Here is a 16,180-nt window from a genome sequence, read left to right as displayed (position 1 = left end):
CTGGCCCACAACCACCTCGGTCTTGCCCCGCGCGCCTGGGGCAGGCCGGGCGGGCAGGGGCCGGTTACCTGCGCAGGGCGGGTGGGGGCGGGCAGCGGGCTGGCTGGACGGAGCTGGAGGAGGACCAGCGGGACCTGCTGTCGGCGATCGGCATCGAGGGGGACCAAGAGCTGGTGGCCGCGAAGGCTACGGCCGAGGCGAAGCCGAAGGTGTCGAGGGTGGACCACTTCCAGTAGGGCCTGGCTGCCTCGTGACTTCGTCGAGCACGAGGGCCATGCCCTGGTTCCGCGCACCCACAAGGAGGACGGGGTGTCCCTCAGGTCCTGGCTGAACAACCAAAAAGCCCGCCGCGGCAAGCTCTCGACCGAGCAGCTCGGGCGGCTGAAGGCCCTCGAGGTCGGCTGGTAGGACCCGCCCGGCCGGACCAGAGGTCCGCGCCGGGCCCTGAGAGGGGGCTGACCGTGCCACATCCCGCCGATGGCCCGCGGCCTCCAGGCGTTCAGTGGCAACCGGCAGCATCCGGCGCCCTGCCCGGGCTGGTGCCCTGAGGTTCCCCCGAGGTGCGGAAGGTTGCCGGAGATAGCCTGATGGGTCGTGAGAAGGGAGTCTTTGTGATGGCTGCTCAGATGAAGGACCCGCCCGAGTTGCAACGACGTACGGTGCTGCGGCTCAGGTAAGGCCAGCCGGGGCGGCGGTCAGGGCAGGGTCTCCCCGTACTGAGCCAGGAGCGCCCGCAGTTGGAGAGCCTTGCCATCTCCGCGGCCCTGTAGGCGGCTCTTGTTGTTGCGCTTCCACCTGGCGAGCGCCTTCTCCTGCTCGTCGCCGAGGGTCAGGCTCGGCTGTATGTGCCCTCGTGCCGCCCCGAAGTTCGCAAGTTGCTGGAGCATCGAGGTCCACTGGTCTCCGCGCTGGTCCCAGGTCCATCCCGGCAGCGCCTCGAGCTCGGCCTCCTGCGAGGTCGACAGTACATCGCGGCGGGTGCGCCAGGAGTTCAGCCATATGCCGACGGGCTGCCCGTTCCACTCCTCGCGCTGCTTGATCGACGAAACGGGCCGGCCGGTGGCGGCACAGAACTGCTGCATCACCGCGACCTTCGCGTCGTGGGCCTCCTGGTACGGGTCCCAGGACCAGCCTGTTACCTTCCCCATGGCCTCGAGCTGATCACCCGGCAGATCGTCACCACGGGAGATCAGCTCCGCCCGCCGTCGGCGGAGGCTGTTCGCCCACACGGTCGCGTCGCGGCTCGACAGCAGCTGCTCCCGCTCGCGCGGATCCGTCAGTTCGGCCCGCCGCAGGTACCGGTCGTAGCTGGCCCAGAAACCGGCTTCGTGCGCGGTCTGGGACGACCAGGTGGTGATCGTGGCCAGGCGCTCGGCCCGGTCGGCCCGAAGGCGACCGGTGCGCTGCAGCCCTCGCTGCTTGCGGCACCAACGTCCCAGATTTCGCCCGTCGGCGCAGACCCCGTCCGTGGGGTAGCAGTCGCCAGCGTCGGCCTCATAGTCCACCAGGACCTCGAACATGGAGTCCCACGCGTCGTTCTGCGCCGAGTACTCCAGTCTCCGTGCCGCCTGCTCGCCGATTCGCTCGCGGATCCACCTCCGCGCCGTCTCCTCCGCCTGCGGAGCGTCCAGGGCCCGGTAGCGCTCTGCCGCTGCCGACTCCAGCAGACGGAGGACCACCAAGTGGTCGAGGATGTCAGCCGCGGCGGCCTCCGGCTCGGCGAGGAAGCCGACCTGCACGTCGTAGGTCGGGTCGAGGAGATCGAGCGGGGCCTCCCTGATACGCACCACGGTCCAACCGGCCTCGCGAAGCCGTCGAGACTTCGCACTATCCGTCCTGCACGACTGCTCCGTCCCGTGGAAATAGGAACCGTCGAACTCAAGGACCAGGCGCAGACCGTCGGCCTCGACTACCATGTCGACCCGCTCGACCCGGATGGAGTGAACGGCATCGCGGTCGATGTCGATCGGTAGGACCGTACTGAGCTCGGCCTTCAGCCGCAGTTCCTGCACCGATGTCCGGCGCAAGCGGCAGGTCGGACAGCCGGTGCCATAGCGCTTACGGAACCCTCCCGTGCGGTTGTTCACCACGGCTTCCCACGGTTCGTGCATGGGGGAGTCCGGTTCGTCCTCGGGAAAGTCCGGGCAGTTCCACCAGACCTTCCGGTTCGACGCGACCGTCAGCTCGTCCGCAGTGATCTTGGACTTCTCCACGTTCAGTGTCGCGGCCAGCTCCGGTTTCACCATCGACAACCGGTTCGCATCCGTGACCCGTACTGTCCCCACAGCCACCGTTCCTTCCACCCGGGTCGCGCCGAGGCCACCGTACGTGCCACCCCCGACACTTGGAGCTGGCTTCCCCCGCGCTGGGAGTTCCCTCGAAGAGGTCAAGCTATCGCTGCCACGGCGCTCAGAAGATCGACAACATCGACGCATCGGTCGGATCGACACGGCAGATCGAGGATGTACATTCATGCGTTTACGCAACGCCGTAGCCAACTCAACCGCTGACTGGCCAACTGAAACGCTCAGTCACAGCTTGACGGCAACGGCGCAGCGTCGGGCAGGATCTACAGCTCGATGTCCATCCAGGCGATGCCGTTGAGCTCGACGTCGAGGCCGCGGGCGCGGCGGCCGCCGTCCTTGAAGTACTCCTCGCGCAGGGCGTCGGCGAGGATCCGCTCCTGCTGGGCCTGGGTGGCTCCGGCGTCGCGGGCCTCGTAGAGCCGCTGGGCGACCGAGCCGGGCATCTTCTGCGTGATCATGCGCTCGCGCGGGTCGTCGGTGGAACCTGCGGCCGCGCTGTAGCCGAAGGTCGCCTGGATGTGGAGCATGAAGCCGCGCTGCTCGGCGTCGCGGCGCACCCGCTGCTTCACCCGCGGCTGCCAGGCCGCCCGCACCGCTTGCTCGATCTTCGCGGCGTTGGCCCTCGTCATGGGGATGTCGCCGGTCAGCTCGCCGGCGGCGAGGGCGGTCAGGGCGTGGGCCCAGCGCTGGGCGGTGCGCACCGAGACGCCGGCGGCCTGGGCCAAGCGCTTGGTGTCGTTCTTGGCGACCTTCTCCCACAGGAAGCGCACCCGGGTGTTGAGGTGCGCGGGGATGGGGCGGGTGCGCTCAGCGCGCTCCAGTCCCTCGTCGATCTCCCCCACGGGGCATCAGGTCCTTCCTGCCGTCCCGGCCGGAACGGCGTCGTGATCGTGCGGCGGTGGTGGGACGACCTGCCGGGCGGGTGGCGGCGGGTCGCAGGGAACTACTCGTCGGCGGAGACGACGCCGCCGGTCTTGATGTGCCGGGCCGGGTTCGCGTCGTCGGCCAGCAGCTCGGCGATCTCGGCCATCGGCCGGGAGCCCTCGAACTTCACCATCCCAGGCGAGACCCCGAGGCGCAGCGCGGTGGTGAGGGTTCCGTCGGGTCGGGTGAGGATGTCGAGGGCGCCGGGTCCGGGGGCGGCGAAGACGGCGCAGTCGGAGAGCACCGCGAAGGCGTGCAGGCCAGTGTCGGCAGCCATCTTGCGGAGTTTGCGGTGGAGGTTGACGGTGGCGGTGTCGATGACGAGGGCGCGCATCAGCGGGTCCCAGGTCGGGCGTTCCAGGGCCGCCCAGCGCTCGCCCATCTTGTAGCCGTGTCCGCGGGGGCGTTCGCGCATCTTGCCGATGGTGCCCTTGGCGGTCTGCTTGATCGCGTGCAGCACCGCGAGTTCGGCCGGGTCGCCGGTCGCCTTGAGGTTGGCCATGGCGTCGAGGAACGCGACCGGGTCGGTGTCGGCGAGGGTGAGCGGGACACCGAGCGCGGCCATCGTCTCCAGGTATGCAGCGCGCAGGTGCTTGTGCCAGGGGTCGAGGTAGGGGCCGTGCTCGTACCGCAGCCAGCCTTCCAGCGGCTGCGGGCGGGCGCCGAGCTCCGACGCGTAGGCGACCTTCACTGTGGAATACCAGGCGGGGCAGGTCGGCCGGGAGCCGTCCGCAGTGAACGGCGACGGGAGCAGCGGGTCGGTCTCTACGTGGGAGAGGTCCACCAGCCAGGACCCGGGGGTCTTCGGGTCGAAGACGGGGTTCAGCTCGTGGACCGGGCCGGACAGCGGCAGAGTCAGGCGGCCGGCGGCGGCGAGGAACGCCATGTTGATGTCCAGGCCGACCGCGTACGGCGCCGCCTGCTCCTGGTCGGTGAGCGGTCGGTGCCAGTCCCACGCCTCGGTGACCAGCTCACCGCCCGCCTCCCGGTCATGGGCAAGCGGGTGGATGTCCGGGACCTCTGGCGGCGCCGGGTCGAATGCATCCCTCGGCCGGGAGCCCTCGACCGGCCCGGACGTCCAGCCGGCCTCCGTGCGCACCGCCTTCGTCGGCGGGCGCAGCGCGGTGACCAGTTCCAGGCCGGAGACGGCGGTGGAGCCGCGCGGGGTGAGCACACGGGTGGCGTAGGTGCCGAGAAGGCGGGCCAGGCCGGAAGCGTCCAGGTCGTCGGGGATCTGCCAGCCGCCGGACGCGAGGGCGCCCCAGGCGGGGATGCACAGCTGCACGCACTGGCGCTTGCCGTCCTCCGGGGTGCGGTAGATCCGGGCCCACGGGCCCAGCCCGCGCTGGGTGAGCTGCCAGCCGGCCTTCTCGATCTGCTTGACGGCCTTGTGGGCCTTCGGGAGCTGGCCCAGGCGCTGGACGAACTCCTTCTTCTCGTCCCGGCCCATCGGTGGCAGGCCGAGCTCCGCGAGCGCGACGTCGGTCAGGACGACCAGGGCGTCGCCGTCCTTGCCGTGCCGGTGCAGGCGCGGCGAGCCCAGCTTCACCTCCAGCGCCCACTCCACGACGTCCGTGAGCGTGCGCCTGGCCGGCGCGGTCGCAGCCGGGGTGCCGTCGGCGAGATAGGCCACCAACGCCTTCCCGGACGGGGCGACATCCAGCACGGCGAGCGGGCCGGCCGGGAACCGCGCCGCGGCGGCGGCCTCCCAGTCCGCAGGACCCGCGCTCGCGGCCGACGCCTTCTTCACCGACGCCTTCCGGGCCCGCGACGAGGCAACCGGACGCGGCGACCCGGCGCGGTGCGGCACAGCGACCGGACCGGTGGCGGGGGCGGCTCGGCGGGGCGCAGCGACCGGGGCGACCGAAGCAGCCGGTCCGGCCGCCGGGTCGGCGGGGGCAAGCTGCTGCGGGGCGGCCCGGACGGCGGCGGGACGGCAAAACCCGCCCAAGTGCATGGGCATCCCCTGGGCCCGGTAGACGGAGGGCTGGCCGCACTGCACGCACGGTCGCGGTGGTGCCATCGCCAGGGAACCGTCCGGGTTCTGATCCAGCATCGGGACGGCCGGGGCGGTGGGCTGCTCGGGGGCTGTGAACGGCTCCGAAGCGGCGGGTTCCTCCAGGGCGTGCTCGGGGGTGAGTTGGGCGGCGATGCCTTCCAGCAGCCGCGCGTAGGCTGTGCGGGCTTCGCCTTGGGGTTCGCGCTGCCCCGACTCGTAGGCCGAGAACGTGCTGGGGCTGACCCCCAGGGCTTTGGCGGTCTCGGTCTTGGTGAGCCCGTACTCGGTGCGCAGCCGGCGACGCTGCGCGGGGTCGGGCAGCGGCACGGCGCGGCGCGGTCCGGCGCCCAGCAGGGCGCCGATCGCGTCGGGGGTGTCGGTCATCGCGCTCTCCTTCGCTGTGGAGGTCGAACGGGCTGTCAGCGCATGCCCTGGCGGATCTCTTCGAGGCGGGTCATCAGCCGTTGATAGCGCTGGGCGGCGGCCTGCGGGGTCTTGAGGCTCTGCTGGTCCTTGATCTGGTTCCAGTCCATGCCGTGGCGCCGGGCTTCCATGATCACCTGGCATTCCAGGTGGTCGAGCTGCTGGCGGAGGTCTTCGAACAGGGCGAGGGCGGCCGCGAGGTCGTCGGTGGCGATGGCGGGCTCGTCGCCGCCTGGGGAGCGCGTGCTGGCGTCCATGACCTTGCTCAGCACCTCGGCTCCGTCCCACAGGCGCCTGGCGGGCGCCCATGCGGGCGGGTCCTCCTGCAGGTCGGGGCGCGCCCTTAGGACTGCCAGCTTCTCCAGTGCGGCCTCGTGCCGGCGGGCGGCAGGGGTCGAATCAAGCGTCATGGGGGACAGCATGACGTCAAAACAATGAACAAACAAGTTGTTTGTTCATTGAACTCCTTCGTAAGGGTCGCCCGAAAGCCCGCCCGTCCCACGGCTCCCGGTTCCGGTGCGCTCCCACGTCCTGCCGTCCGAACAGCAACCACCCCCTCACCCCCAAGCGGTCTCGGTGACGCACCGCCGGACAGGGAGCCGACCAGGACCTGACCGTGCTGGGGCGGCAGCAGTTCCCCCTCAGCGGGCCGGCGTCTTCTGCCGCGGAATCCAACGCATGTGCAGGGCTTGCAGGGCGTCGAGTTGCCCGCGGGTGAGCTGGGCGGCGTCGCGGCGCTGCCGTGAGATCCACTCCCCCAGGCGGAACCTGCGCCCTGCCTGTTCGGCAACGTAGTCGTAGGGGACGTCCAGGTGCTGATGCTTGCGGCGGAAGGTCCGCGCTGCCCTGAGGCCCTCGGCGAATGCGCGTTCTGCGGGACTGCGGGGACGTCGCAGCAGCAGGGCCAGCGGGTGGTCCAAGGTCAGGGCTCCCAGGAGATTCCTCTGGTCGGGGTGGAGATCCGCCATGAGGTCGATCTGCTCGTCGAGCCAGTCGGCCAACAGGTCCGCGCTGTTGGCGTGCAGGCCGGGAAAGTCGAGCGCGCCGGTGCGGGCGGCGGCGAGCGCCCGGACGTAGGTGTGCTGCCACTGCTTGGGCCAGGGCGCGTTCCACCAGGGGTCGATCTCACTGAGGGCGCGCTCGTAGGGGTAGGGCAGGGTGCCGGCGCGGACCTCCTGCCTGCAGCCGGCCAGCCAGCGGCCGATCCGGGTGCCCTGGAAGGTTTCGTCGGCGAGGGGCACCAGGTGCCCGTGCTCGCGGGCGTAGTCACGGGCGACGCCCAGGCGGAACTCGATACTGTGACGGGGGTGTTCCCAGCGCATGCCGAGCTCGTCGAGGGCGTCGATGCGGTCCTGGCCGAGCAGTCCGTTGCCGCGCAGGCAACGTTGGTGGCCGAGCCACCAGCCGAGGTAGAAACGGTCGATGCCGCAGTAGCGGCTGGGAACATCCAGGTGCCCGTGCTGGGCGTGGTAGCGCTCGGCGCTGGCCAGTGCGATCGGCCAGACGCTGTGGTGGGGGTCGAGGGCGCTGAGGGTCAGCAGGGGGATCACCTCCCCCACCCGCTCGGGGCGCGCCGCGGGCGGACGGAAGCGGATTTCCCGGTCGAGGCCGTCGAGTTCGAGGTAGTCGATGCGGTGCACGACGTGCTCGTCGTAGACCTTCAGGGCGATCATGACCTGGTACAGGAGGTAGTAGGGGCTCCCTTTCATTCCCTGGCTGGGGTTTTCTCCCGGGGCCAGGTAGACGGGGACGATGATCGTCGCGATCTTGCCCGTGCCGGGGACCTGGCGCAGGGCCCGTCCGACGGCCTGGACGATGTCGATGGTGCTGGACTTGGGGTCGGCGAACAGGATGCTGTCGATGGCGGGGACGTCGATGCCTTCGAGGCACAGCCGCGAGTTGGTGAGCACCGCCCGCCTCAGCGCGGCAAGAGCGCCGGCTGTGCCGCAGGAGGCGTGTTCGGCGAACTGCGCGAACGTGGCCCGCCTATCGAAGCGGTCCTGGAGGGAGGAGACCGTGCCGGTCCACAACTGGCTGCGGGTGTCCTTCGGCATCAGCGCCGCGGTCTCGGGCAGGGACTCGGCGAAGATCTCCGCTGACCTGATGCGCGTGTGGAAGGACAGGGTGCGTCTGAGGTCGTGCCGGTGCATCGCGTAGAGCAGGGCGACCTGGGCCGCTGCCACGCGCAGCCCCTCGGCGTCGGGGGTGATGTCGCTGTTGCGGGCCAGGATGCGGCGCAGGTCCTCGTCGTGGATCTCCATGACGACCAGGCGGTAGTCCGCGAGCAGGCCCTGCTCGATCGATTCCGCGAGGGAGATCCGGTAGACGACGGGGCCGTAGAGGCTCATGTCGTCCATGGAGGCCACTTCGCAGGTCAGTTCGCCGTTGTCCTCGGGGTCCGCGACGTTCTTGGGGGTGGCGGTCATGTAGAGGCGGCGGCGCGCGGGGATGGCGTGGTTGTCGTGGATGACGGCCCACGCCTTGCTCAGCTTGCCGGCGGCCCGGTGGGCCTCGTCCCCGATGATCAGGTCCCAGGCCGGGAGACGATGCTCCGCGTGCCCTCGGGCGATCTTGTGCAGCGACTGGTAGGTGGTGAAGACGTTGACGGGCCCGTCTGCGGCGTCGATCTGCTCAGCGAGGACGCCGAGATTGCCGGTCCGCGCCATGACATCGGCCAGGGCGGGGTCCTGCGGGTCTTCCGAGCACAGCGCCAGGTACCTTCCGGGGCGTCCCTCCGCGTGCCAGGCGGCCAGGGTCTGCTCCAGCAGCTGCAGCCGCGGCAGGACGGTGAGTACCCGCCCGGCCGGGGCGACCTCGTGGGCGACGTGCAGAGCCATCAGGGTCTTCCCGGTACCGCACGCGGCCTGAAGCGTGAGGCGGGGCGCGCCGGTGGCGAACGCGTTGACGCACATGTCCACCGCTGTGCGCTGGTGGGCGCGCAAGTCTGTGAGCAGGTCATGGTCGAGCGACGTCGCGGCCACAGCTCTCCCGAAAGCAGGTGCGGGCATGGCAACCCCGAGCCTGCGGGCGGGTGGTGTTGCTGCTTTACGGGACCGTGGACGGTTCACCCGATCGTGTGGCGGCCCGGGCGGACCCGGCCCAGACACGGTACCGGGGCGGGGATGATGGGCGGCTGCGTCATCCGTGTGGAAGGACCTGGGTGCGATGCTCACGGACATGCCGGCGCTGTGGGGGCCCAGCCATCGGCTTCCCCTGCAGGTGCGACACGTGGCCGACGAGTCGACGGGGTCGTTCGTGAACCGCCTCGCGCGCCGAAACGGCCTGGAGCTGAAGGAGTTCCTGGACCGGGTGGGCCACGGCCGCCAGGCGGTCGACCCGCGTCTCACCGAGATGTACGTGAACCGGCCGGGGCTGCAGCACCTGGCCATCCTGACGGGACGTCAACCGCAGGAGTTGCAGCGCGCCCTGTCCGGGCTCGCGGACTGCTACCTGCTGCCCGAAGGCGACGGCACCGCACGATGGGAATGGTCGTGGGAGCCTCCCCAAGGAGAGGCGTACGTGGTCCGCGGCTGCGATCTGTGCGCCGCGCAACGGCTGGTCGACGAGCCGGTGTGGCTGCTGTGGCCGGAGCGGTGGCGGGTCTGCGTGCGCCATCGACGGTGGACGGATTCATCCCGTAGCGACGAGCCGGCTCAGCTGCGGCTGGACGGCCTTCCCTCCGTGCTGCGCGCGCACGAGAAGCGGCTGCGGTTGCAGCGGCGCTTCCCCGAGGCGGGTCCGGGGCTGTTCGCGGACGCGTTCCATGTCGCGGTGTACTGGTGGACGTGTATGCCGCAGGTCGCGCGCTGGGAGCTGCGGGCTCGGCGGACCGGGCTGGCGCCGCGCGACCTGCGGGTGGCTCCGGTGGTGATCTATCCCGAGGCCGTCGCCGTGGCTAAGGCCATGGTGCGCTACGAGCAGCAGGTCCCGCCCGGGGGCGCGGCGCGTTCCGTACTGCTGTCCGAGGTGGAGTCGACGGGGGCGGCCCTGGGCCTGGACGAGCGGTTCGTGATGGCGCCGCTCCTGGAGTGGCTGTCCCGGCATCACCGGCCCTCCACGCCGGACGCGCCCGGGATGCTGCGTCACCGGCGCTTCCTGCTTCCGCCCGGGCATACCCGCGTCGCGGAATCGACTGGATCCCTCGATCAGCGTTCCTGCCTGCCCTGGCAGTTGGGCGCCGCACCGGGCGAGCTGTAAGCAGCGGGCTGCCGGGCACGCCTCGGCGCGGAAGGCCGGACGGGACGGGGCGAGGGCCGTGGGCGAGCCCAGGCCGGGCGCGTTCACTCCTTCGAGGGAACACGCGAGCGACCGGCCACCTCGGCTCTTGGCGGTGTCCAGGCTGATTGGGGGCGAGGGAGGGCCGATGACGCATGTGATGGGCTGGCACCGTGATGACGTCGGCGAATTGACCTGTTCGACGTCCGCCGAGTTGGGGCGCAAGCCGCTGGAGGAGCGTCGCCCCCCGACCGATCCGGTGGCCTACCACGGCCGCCAGGGCATCATCACGCACTGGTGGTCGTCCACCAACCGCTCATCAGTGGTCTGCGGGTCGCTGCGGCGCACCCGGGTCGCCATGGCATTGGACTTCGACCGCACCGTGGTGCGGTTCAGCGGGGAGCCACTCGAACTGCACTGGCAGACCGGCAAGACCAAGCACCGGTGGCGTCCGGACTTCGTGGCGCGCACCGCAGAGGGGCACCGCGCCGTCGTGGTGGTGCCGCCGCACAAGCCGGGCCCGCAGTGGCGGATGCGCCTGTCCGTGCTGCACGAGGTGGCGCAGCAGGCTGACTGGCAGGTGCAGGAACGGCCGGTGCCCCGTGGGGTGCGGCTGGCGAACCTGGAGTGGGCAGCCGAGTTCCGCCAGCCGTACCCCGTCTCCCGCGAGGAGGAAGGGGCGCTCCTGGCCGCCTTCACCCGACGCCGGCCGGTGCTGGAGGGCGTCGCCGCCAGTGGCCTTCCCCATCTGTCGGGGCTGGACCTGGCCTGGCGGCTGGTGTGGCAGCAGCGACTCCTCGTCGACTGGGACGTGCCGCTGCTGCCGACCGCGCTGGCCCGGGCGGCAGGGGCCCGGCGGTGACGCGGGAGCTGACGGGCTGGTTCGAGACCGATCGCGTCCGGCTCGGAGACTGTGTCCGCTGGCAGGGCGCCTCTTACGAAGTCGCAGCGTTCACAGGCCCGCAGGTGACCTTGAAGCCGCTCGCGGACACCGGCCCGCCGGTTGCCTGCCTGTACCGGGTCCTGGTCGCGGCCGAGGACTTCGCGATCCTGGACGAGGAAGGCGAGGCTCGCCAGCCCGCGGCGCTGCCGCCCCTGAACGTGCTGCTGCAGGCGGCGTCCAAGGTGGACCGCAAGCAAGCCTTGTGGTGGCACCGGCACATGAAGGAGATCGACACCGGGCTGCGTCCGGGGCACATGGTCCCGCGCCCCGGCTACGACCCCGACGCGACCACTCTGGCCCAGCGCTACAAAGCCAAGTCCGAAGAGCTCGCTGCGGCCGGGTTCGACGTCAAGCCCCGGGCCCTGGAAGACAAACGGCTGGCCTGGAAGCGGGCGAATGAGAACCCGCTGGTGCTGCTGCTGGACGGCCGCAAAGGCAGGGCCCCGAAGCCGGGGGGCCGCACCGACCCGCGCGTGATTGCGCTGTTGCACGAGGCCGTGGCCATGCGGGCGAGGGAGTCCGGCGGCACGATCGACAGCTACTACGAGACCGTGCAAGGCCTGATCGACGCCCGCTACAAGAAGGAGCTCGAAGACCCCGAAGAACGCCGGCGTCTGACGCTGCCGAAGTCGATCTTCTACAAGCGCATGGACGAGCTGGGCCTGTCAGACAAGGTGCGCGGCACCACCAGGCAGCGCGCCAGCCAGGCGAGCAAGCCGCCCGCCCCGTACACGCCGTCCTTCGCCCTGCTGCCGGGCCAACTGATGCAGATGGACACCACTCCCCTGCACGTGCGGGCTCTCGGGGACGACGGCGAGGTGATCTCCGCGGAGGCGACCGGGCTGATCGACGTCGCCACCAGGACCCTGTCATCCATCATGATCGTTCCCGCGATCCCGGGCGAAGCCGGCCCGGGCGGCCCCCGGGTCGGGGGCCGGGCCACCAAAGCCTTCGATCTGGTCTTGACCTTGGCACAGTGCTTCTCCCCGATGGTGACCCGCCCGGGCTGGTCGCCGCTGACCGCCGCTGCCGTGTCGGCGCTGCCCTTCGCCGACCTGCGCGCGGCAGACCCCCGCCTCACCGAGGCCACCGCCGCCAGGCCGGTCATCCACCCTCGCGCCATCGTCGTGGACCAGGGCAGCCCGTATGTGAGCGAGCACTTCCGGAGCGTCTGCGACTTCCTCGGCATCACGTTGCGCTTCGCCCGCAAGGACACCCCGACCGACAAGCCGCTGGGCGAGCGCTTCTTCCCCACCCTCGCCGACCGCTTCAGCCAGCACATCCCCGGTTGGACCGGACGCAGCCACCAGGTACGCGGCCGAGGCATCGACCGGCAACCGCTGCGCACCATCAACGAGTTGCAGGAGTTGGCCGAGGAGTGGGTGGCGCTGGAGTACCAGCAGACGCCGCACGGGGGGCTGCGCAGCCCGTTCCTGCCCGGCCGGGTGCTGTCACCGAACGAGATGTACGACCACATGGTGGCGCTGACCGGTTACCGTCCCAGGCCGCTGTCGCCTTCGGACTGCCGTCATCTGCTGGTCCCGGTGTGGGTCAAGGTCACCGACAAGGGCATCAAGATCGAGAACCGCACCTACCAGGACCCGAGAGGCCGGCTGCGGGCGCTGGCCGGGCTGCTGTCCGGGTTCGCCGAGCGAGGGGACAAGTGGCAGGCCACCTACAACCCCTACCGGCCCGAGGTCGCCTGGCTGTACGACCACCGCGGTCAAGGGGACTGGATCCGCTGCCAGTTCATCCACGCGCACCTGCTGACCAACCCCTGGACGCAGTACATGTGGCAGGAGCGCCACCTCATGGAGTCGGAGGCGGGCCGCCCGGTCGACGAGGCCGCGCTCGCCGTCGCGATGCGCGAGCGCCGCACCCGCAGCCGCAAGGGCCCCGGCCGGCGGGCCGGCCCGATCATCCCGTTCCAGGGCCTTCCCCTGAATGCTGAGGACGCCACGCCCGCAGACCCGTACGCGAATCTCCCCGAGGTCGACTTGGACACGATCCAGGCGTTCCCGTCGCTGCCCATTCGCGGACGAGACGTGCCGCCCGCACCGGCACCCGCTGCTCGACTTCCCGCCGACACCCCGGCCCCAGCGGAGGGGCCCGACCCGTACGCGGGGCTGGCCGACATCGACCTGGACACGATCACCGCGTTCCCCGAGCCCACTTTCGGCCACAATCCGCGGACCGACTCCGCCGAACCCACCCCGCAGGGGGCGCCTGGCCCTGCAGCCGCCCCCCGCACCGCGCCGGGAGCCGACGACCCGGCCTCTACACCTCCCGAGTAGGCCACGCCTCCCCCATCGCGCTCATATCCCAAGGAACCCGCGTGAAAGCAGCCACCCTTACCCCGCACGAGGCGCAGCTCCTGGCCCACGCGCACAGCGCCCCCCTGCAGATGGCGAACCTGTTCACCCTCGACGACTGGAACTCCTTCGCGCGCGAGGAGGTGCCCAAGCCGACGCTCGCCACGTTCACCACCCATGAGGCTCGCCTGATCTACAACAGCCACCTGCGGATCGTCTCCCACCCCGCACTCGACAACGCCCTGCTGAGGGCGTCCCTGGCCTTCCGTGCCAACGAGCTGCGCAAAGAGGGCTTCCTCGACATGGTGATCGACGGCCCACCCGGAACCGGCAAGTCCTTCACCCTGCGGGCGATCGGGCGCGCCTACCAAGTCGAGGTGGAGAAGAAGGAGCGGGGCCGGATCCCGGTCGTCCACATCACCGTTCCCCCGGACACCGACGGGACGATCAACTGGATCTGGGAGATCGCCTGCTTCCTCGGTCTCAACCCACCACCCAAGGACCCCCAGGCGCTGTTCGACCAACGGCGGGTGCCGGACCTGACCTACGCGGTCACCCACGTCCTGGCCCGCTCCGGAACCCGCGTGATCCTGATCGACGACATCCAGCGCGCCGCCCCCGACCAACTCGTGCCGGTGCTGCACTACCTTGACTTCCTGCGGAGCCGCTACGGGATCGCAGTCATCTTCTGCGGCACAGGAGCGGCGGGCATCGTCCAGGCTGCCCGTGTCAGAGCGGACCACCTCATGGGCTCCGACGCCGGTCTCCGAGAGCGCGTCAAGAAGCAACGCGTCAAGGCCAACGCGCCCGATCCCAAAGGGTCGACGGAGCCGGCCCTGAGTCTGCTACCCGTGAGCTGGCTCGATCCGATCCACTGCCACGAAGGGGACCAGGAGACCTGGCTCAGCGTCCTCAAGGGCTTCGAGGGAAACCTGTGCTTGCGCAACTTCAGCACGCACGCCCTGTCCAAGCACGCGGCATACCTTCACAAACGAACCGGCGGATACCTCAAGCAGCTGTCCCACCTCGTCTGCCACGCCGCCGTCGACGCGATGCGGGAGAACGGCGAGGAGGACATCACGCTCGAACGCCTCGAACTCCTCCGCGTCGGCCGCGACAACGACTGACGCACGCACGGAGGAGGGTCCGTGGCACCCCGCCCAAGCAGGCCGCAGCATACGCAGCCGAGTTCTGCTGTGCGTCAGCCGCTTCGGAGGACCTTCCCTCAGGCTCAGCGGGCAGCCACTCTGCACTGATCAGCGCCGTTCGGGACGCCCGGGATCCTGTGCCTGCTTGTCGGCGAGGCGTTCCTTCCATCCTTTGGGGGGCGGCCAGGGAACGCCCCAGGCGGCGAGCTGCGCGCGCTTCCATCCACCTGCTGGGGTGCGTGCTGCCTCGATCTCCTCAGGGGTCGGGATGAGCGGCGCGGTAGGGGTGGGATCCGGCAGCAGCGTGTCCTGGACGGCCGCGGGCGCCGTGACTGTCCCAGGGGTGTCCTGCCGGGGACCGGGGGCGCGCAGCCGGTAGGGCCGGTGACGCCAGTCCCATCCGTGGGCCAGGACCAGGGCAGCCAGGTCCAGACCGTCGAAGGGCACCGGGTGTGCGGCGGCCTGGATCTGGGGCCAGGTCAGTTCCTGATGGGTGGCCAGTGCGGCACCGAGCAGTGGTGCCAGGCGTGGGTCCACGGTCCGGGTTCCCAGCAGGCTCCGGGTGCGGTGGCCGTCGGTGGTCAGTAGGCCCCAGCCCTGGCGGCGGCACCAGGCGTACAAGGCTTGGTGTTTGGCCTGGTTGATGGAGGTGGCCATCTCGTAGAGGGGTTTGACCTCGATAAGGATGCAGCGGCCGTCGGTGGTGACCGCGAGCAGGTCAGGGTAATAGGTGCGGTTGCGGTGGTCGTGGGTGTAGGGGATAGCCAGGGGTTGTTCCTGGTAGTAGGCGATCTGCGGGGCGAAACTGAGCAGTTGGACGGTACTCAGTTCGGCCTGCGATTCGTAGGCCACCTCCCGGCCCAGTTTCGCGCACGGCCATGACCCTGCGTGCTCTTGGTCGTTGACGTCACGCGCGGCATGGAGGTCCTCTCGGGCGGGGGCCGCGCCGGGTGGCGAGGGCCAGCGGATGTCGGCGGCGACCAGGTCCCAGCGCTGGGCGGCGCGGTTGATGCGTCCTTGCCGGGCGGCCGCGCGGCGGCTCTGGGCCTGGCGTTCGGCGCGCAGGATCATGGCCTCGGCCGCCAGGTCTTGGGCGTGTGCCTTGGGGGAGCCCGCCAGGCGGGCCAGGAGCGTGGCGGCCGTGCGCGGGGCAAGGGAGGGCAGGAGGAGCTCGGCGAGGCCGAGCAGGCGGCTCGCCGGCGGCGTGGCCGTGGGTGTGGTCAGGGCTGTCAGGTCGGCGAGGACCGTACGCAGGCGCCGGGCTGTGGCAGTGGCGGCGCGGCCCAGCTTGGCCAGGGCCCGGGTCTGCAACTGCCGGATTCGCTCCGGAGAGACCTCGAATGCCTCCGCGACCTGCTCCAGGCTCTGCGCGGGCCAGTCGTGCAGGCCTAGACGCCGCCGGACAATCTCGCGATCGCGTTCGGCCGGGATGTCCTGGACCGCCGCCGTGAGCAGCTCTCGCAAGACGAGCACGCTGGTGGGGTCGAAGCCGTCGGGGCCGGCGATCTGTCCCCAGTCTCCGGTCAGTGCTGCTGCCCCAGGGCAGTGACACTCCACCAGCCAGTCGTCCAGCAGCAGTTGCCCGTTACCGTGCCACAGCCGCTCTGCCATGGTCTGGCGGATGGACGGGTCGATGGTGGCCAGCTGCGCGACGGCCTTGCGGGCCATGAACTGGAGGCGGCGCTCGGGGCGCAGCAGGTGGCCGGTCGTGTGCTGCCACTGCTCCAGGACATGGGCGCGCTGTTCGTCGCTGGGGGCGGGATCTTGGCCGGTGGTGCGCCGCCGTCGTCCTCGGGGGCTCTGCGCAGTCGGTGCGGGCGCCTTGCTGCCGGTCTGCTGCGGGGTGGCCGTGTGCGGTGCTGGTCCCGGTGTCTGATCGTGCATCGGTTTTCGGTGTCCTGTGGTGGGTG

Annotated in this window: 11 protein-coding genes; 5 read left to right on the top strand and 6 right to left on the bottom strand. The window is 70.6% G+C overall.

Features of this window, described 5'->3' with window-relative positions:
• The first annotated feature begins 81 nt into the window (after window positions 1-81).
• Entirely contained in the window at window positions 82-408 is a 327-nt protein-coding gene (locus ACIOJE_RS27785) for a helicase associated domain-containing protein (RefSeq protein WP_400779693.1), read from the top strand.
• Window positions 409-695: 287 nt separating this feature from the next.
• On the opposite strand, the gene ACIOJE_RS27780 is transcribed toward ACIOJE_RS27785, so the two are convergent.
• From ACIOJE_RS27780 to ACIOJE_RS27760, 5 genes are all read right to left on the bottom strand, one after another.
• The gene (locus ACIOJE_RS27780; RefSeq protein WP_400779691.1) at window positions 696-2,285 is read right to left on the bottom strand and encodes a Helicase associated domain protein; all 1,590 of its coding nucleotides are present in this window, start codon (window positions 2,283-2,285) and stop codon (window positions 696-698) included.
• 284 nt (window positions 2,286-2,569) lie between these two features.
• A complete protein-coding gene (gene tpg, locus ACIOJE_RS27775) occupies window positions 2,570-3,148 on the bottom strand; it encodes a telomere-protecting terminal protein Tpg (RefSeq protein ID WP_400779689.1) in 579 nt (192 codons plus the stop codon).
• Window positions 3,149-3,249: 101 nt separating this feature from the next.
• Entirely contained in the window at window positions 3,250-5,613 is a 2,364-nt protein-coding gene (gene tap / locus ACIOJE_RS27770; protein ID WP_400779687.1) for a telomere-associated protein Tap, read from the bottom strand.
• Window positions 5,614-5,648: 35 nt separating this feature from the next.
• A complete protein-coding gene (locus tag ACIOJE_RS27765) occupies window positions 5,649-6,062 on the bottom strand; it encodes a hypothetical protein (protein ID WP_380293338.1) in 414 nt (137 codons plus the stop codon).
• Window positions 6,063-6,293: 231 nt separating this feature from the next.
• Entirely contained in the window at window positions 6,294-8,633 is a 2,340-nt protein-coding gene (locus ACIOJE_RS27760; protein WP_400779684.1) for a Helicase associated domain protein, read from the bottom strand.
• Between the two features lie 184 nt (window positions 8,634-8,817).
• Here ACIOJE_RS27760 and ACIOJE_RS27755 point away from each other — a divergent pair, with 184 nt between their 5' ends.
• From ACIOJE_RS27755 to ACIOJE_RS27740, 4 genes are all read left to right on the top strand, one after another.
• Entirely contained in the window at window positions 8,818-9,849 is a 1,032-nt protein-coding gene (locus ACIOJE_RS27755; RefSeq protein ID WP_400779682.1) for a TniQ family protein, read from the top strand.
• Between the two features lie 166 nt (window positions 9,850-10,015).
• Window positions 10,016-10,729: a TnsA-like heteromeric transposase endonuclease subunit gene (locus ACIOJE_RS27750; RefSeq protein WP_400779680.1), complete on the top strand. Its 714-nt coding sequence runs from the start codon at window positions 10,016-10,018 to the stop codon at window positions 10,727-10,729.
• Between the two features lie 104 nt (window positions 10,730-10,833).
• The gene (locus tag ACIOJE_RS27745) at window positions 10,834-13,104 is read left to right on the top strand and encodes a transposase (RefSeq protein ID WP_400779678.1); all 2,271 of its coding nucleotides are present in this window, start codon (window positions 10,834-10,836) and stop codon (window positions 13,102-13,104) included.
• A gap of 41 nt (window positions 13,105-13,145) precedes the next feature.
• Window positions 13,146-14,249 (top strand): AAA family ATPase, encoded by a 1,104-nt coding sequence (locus ACIOJE_RS27740; protein WP_400779676.1) that lies wholly within the window; start codon window positions 13,146-13,148, stop codon window positions 14,247-14,249.
• A 129-nt stretch (window positions 14,250-14,378) separates the two neighbouring features.
• Here the strand turns inward: ACIOJE_RS27740 and ACIOJE_RS27735 are convergent, their stop codons facing one another.
• Window positions 14,379-16,154: a TnsA endonuclease N-terminal domain-containing protein gene (locus ACIOJE_RS27735; protein WP_400779674.1), complete on the bottom strand. Its 1,776-nt coding sequence runs from the start codon at window positions 16,152-16,154 to the stop codon at window positions 14,379-14,381.
• Window positions 16,155-16,180: the final 26 nt, after the last annotated feature.

Origin of the sequence: Kitasatospora sp. NPDC087861 (assembly GCF_044742585.1) — a bacterium.
Lineage (GTDB): Bacteria > Actinomycetota > Actinomycetes > Streptomycetales > Streptomycetaceae > Kitasatospora.
This window is presented reverse-complemented; position numbering and strand designations above follow the sequence as displayed.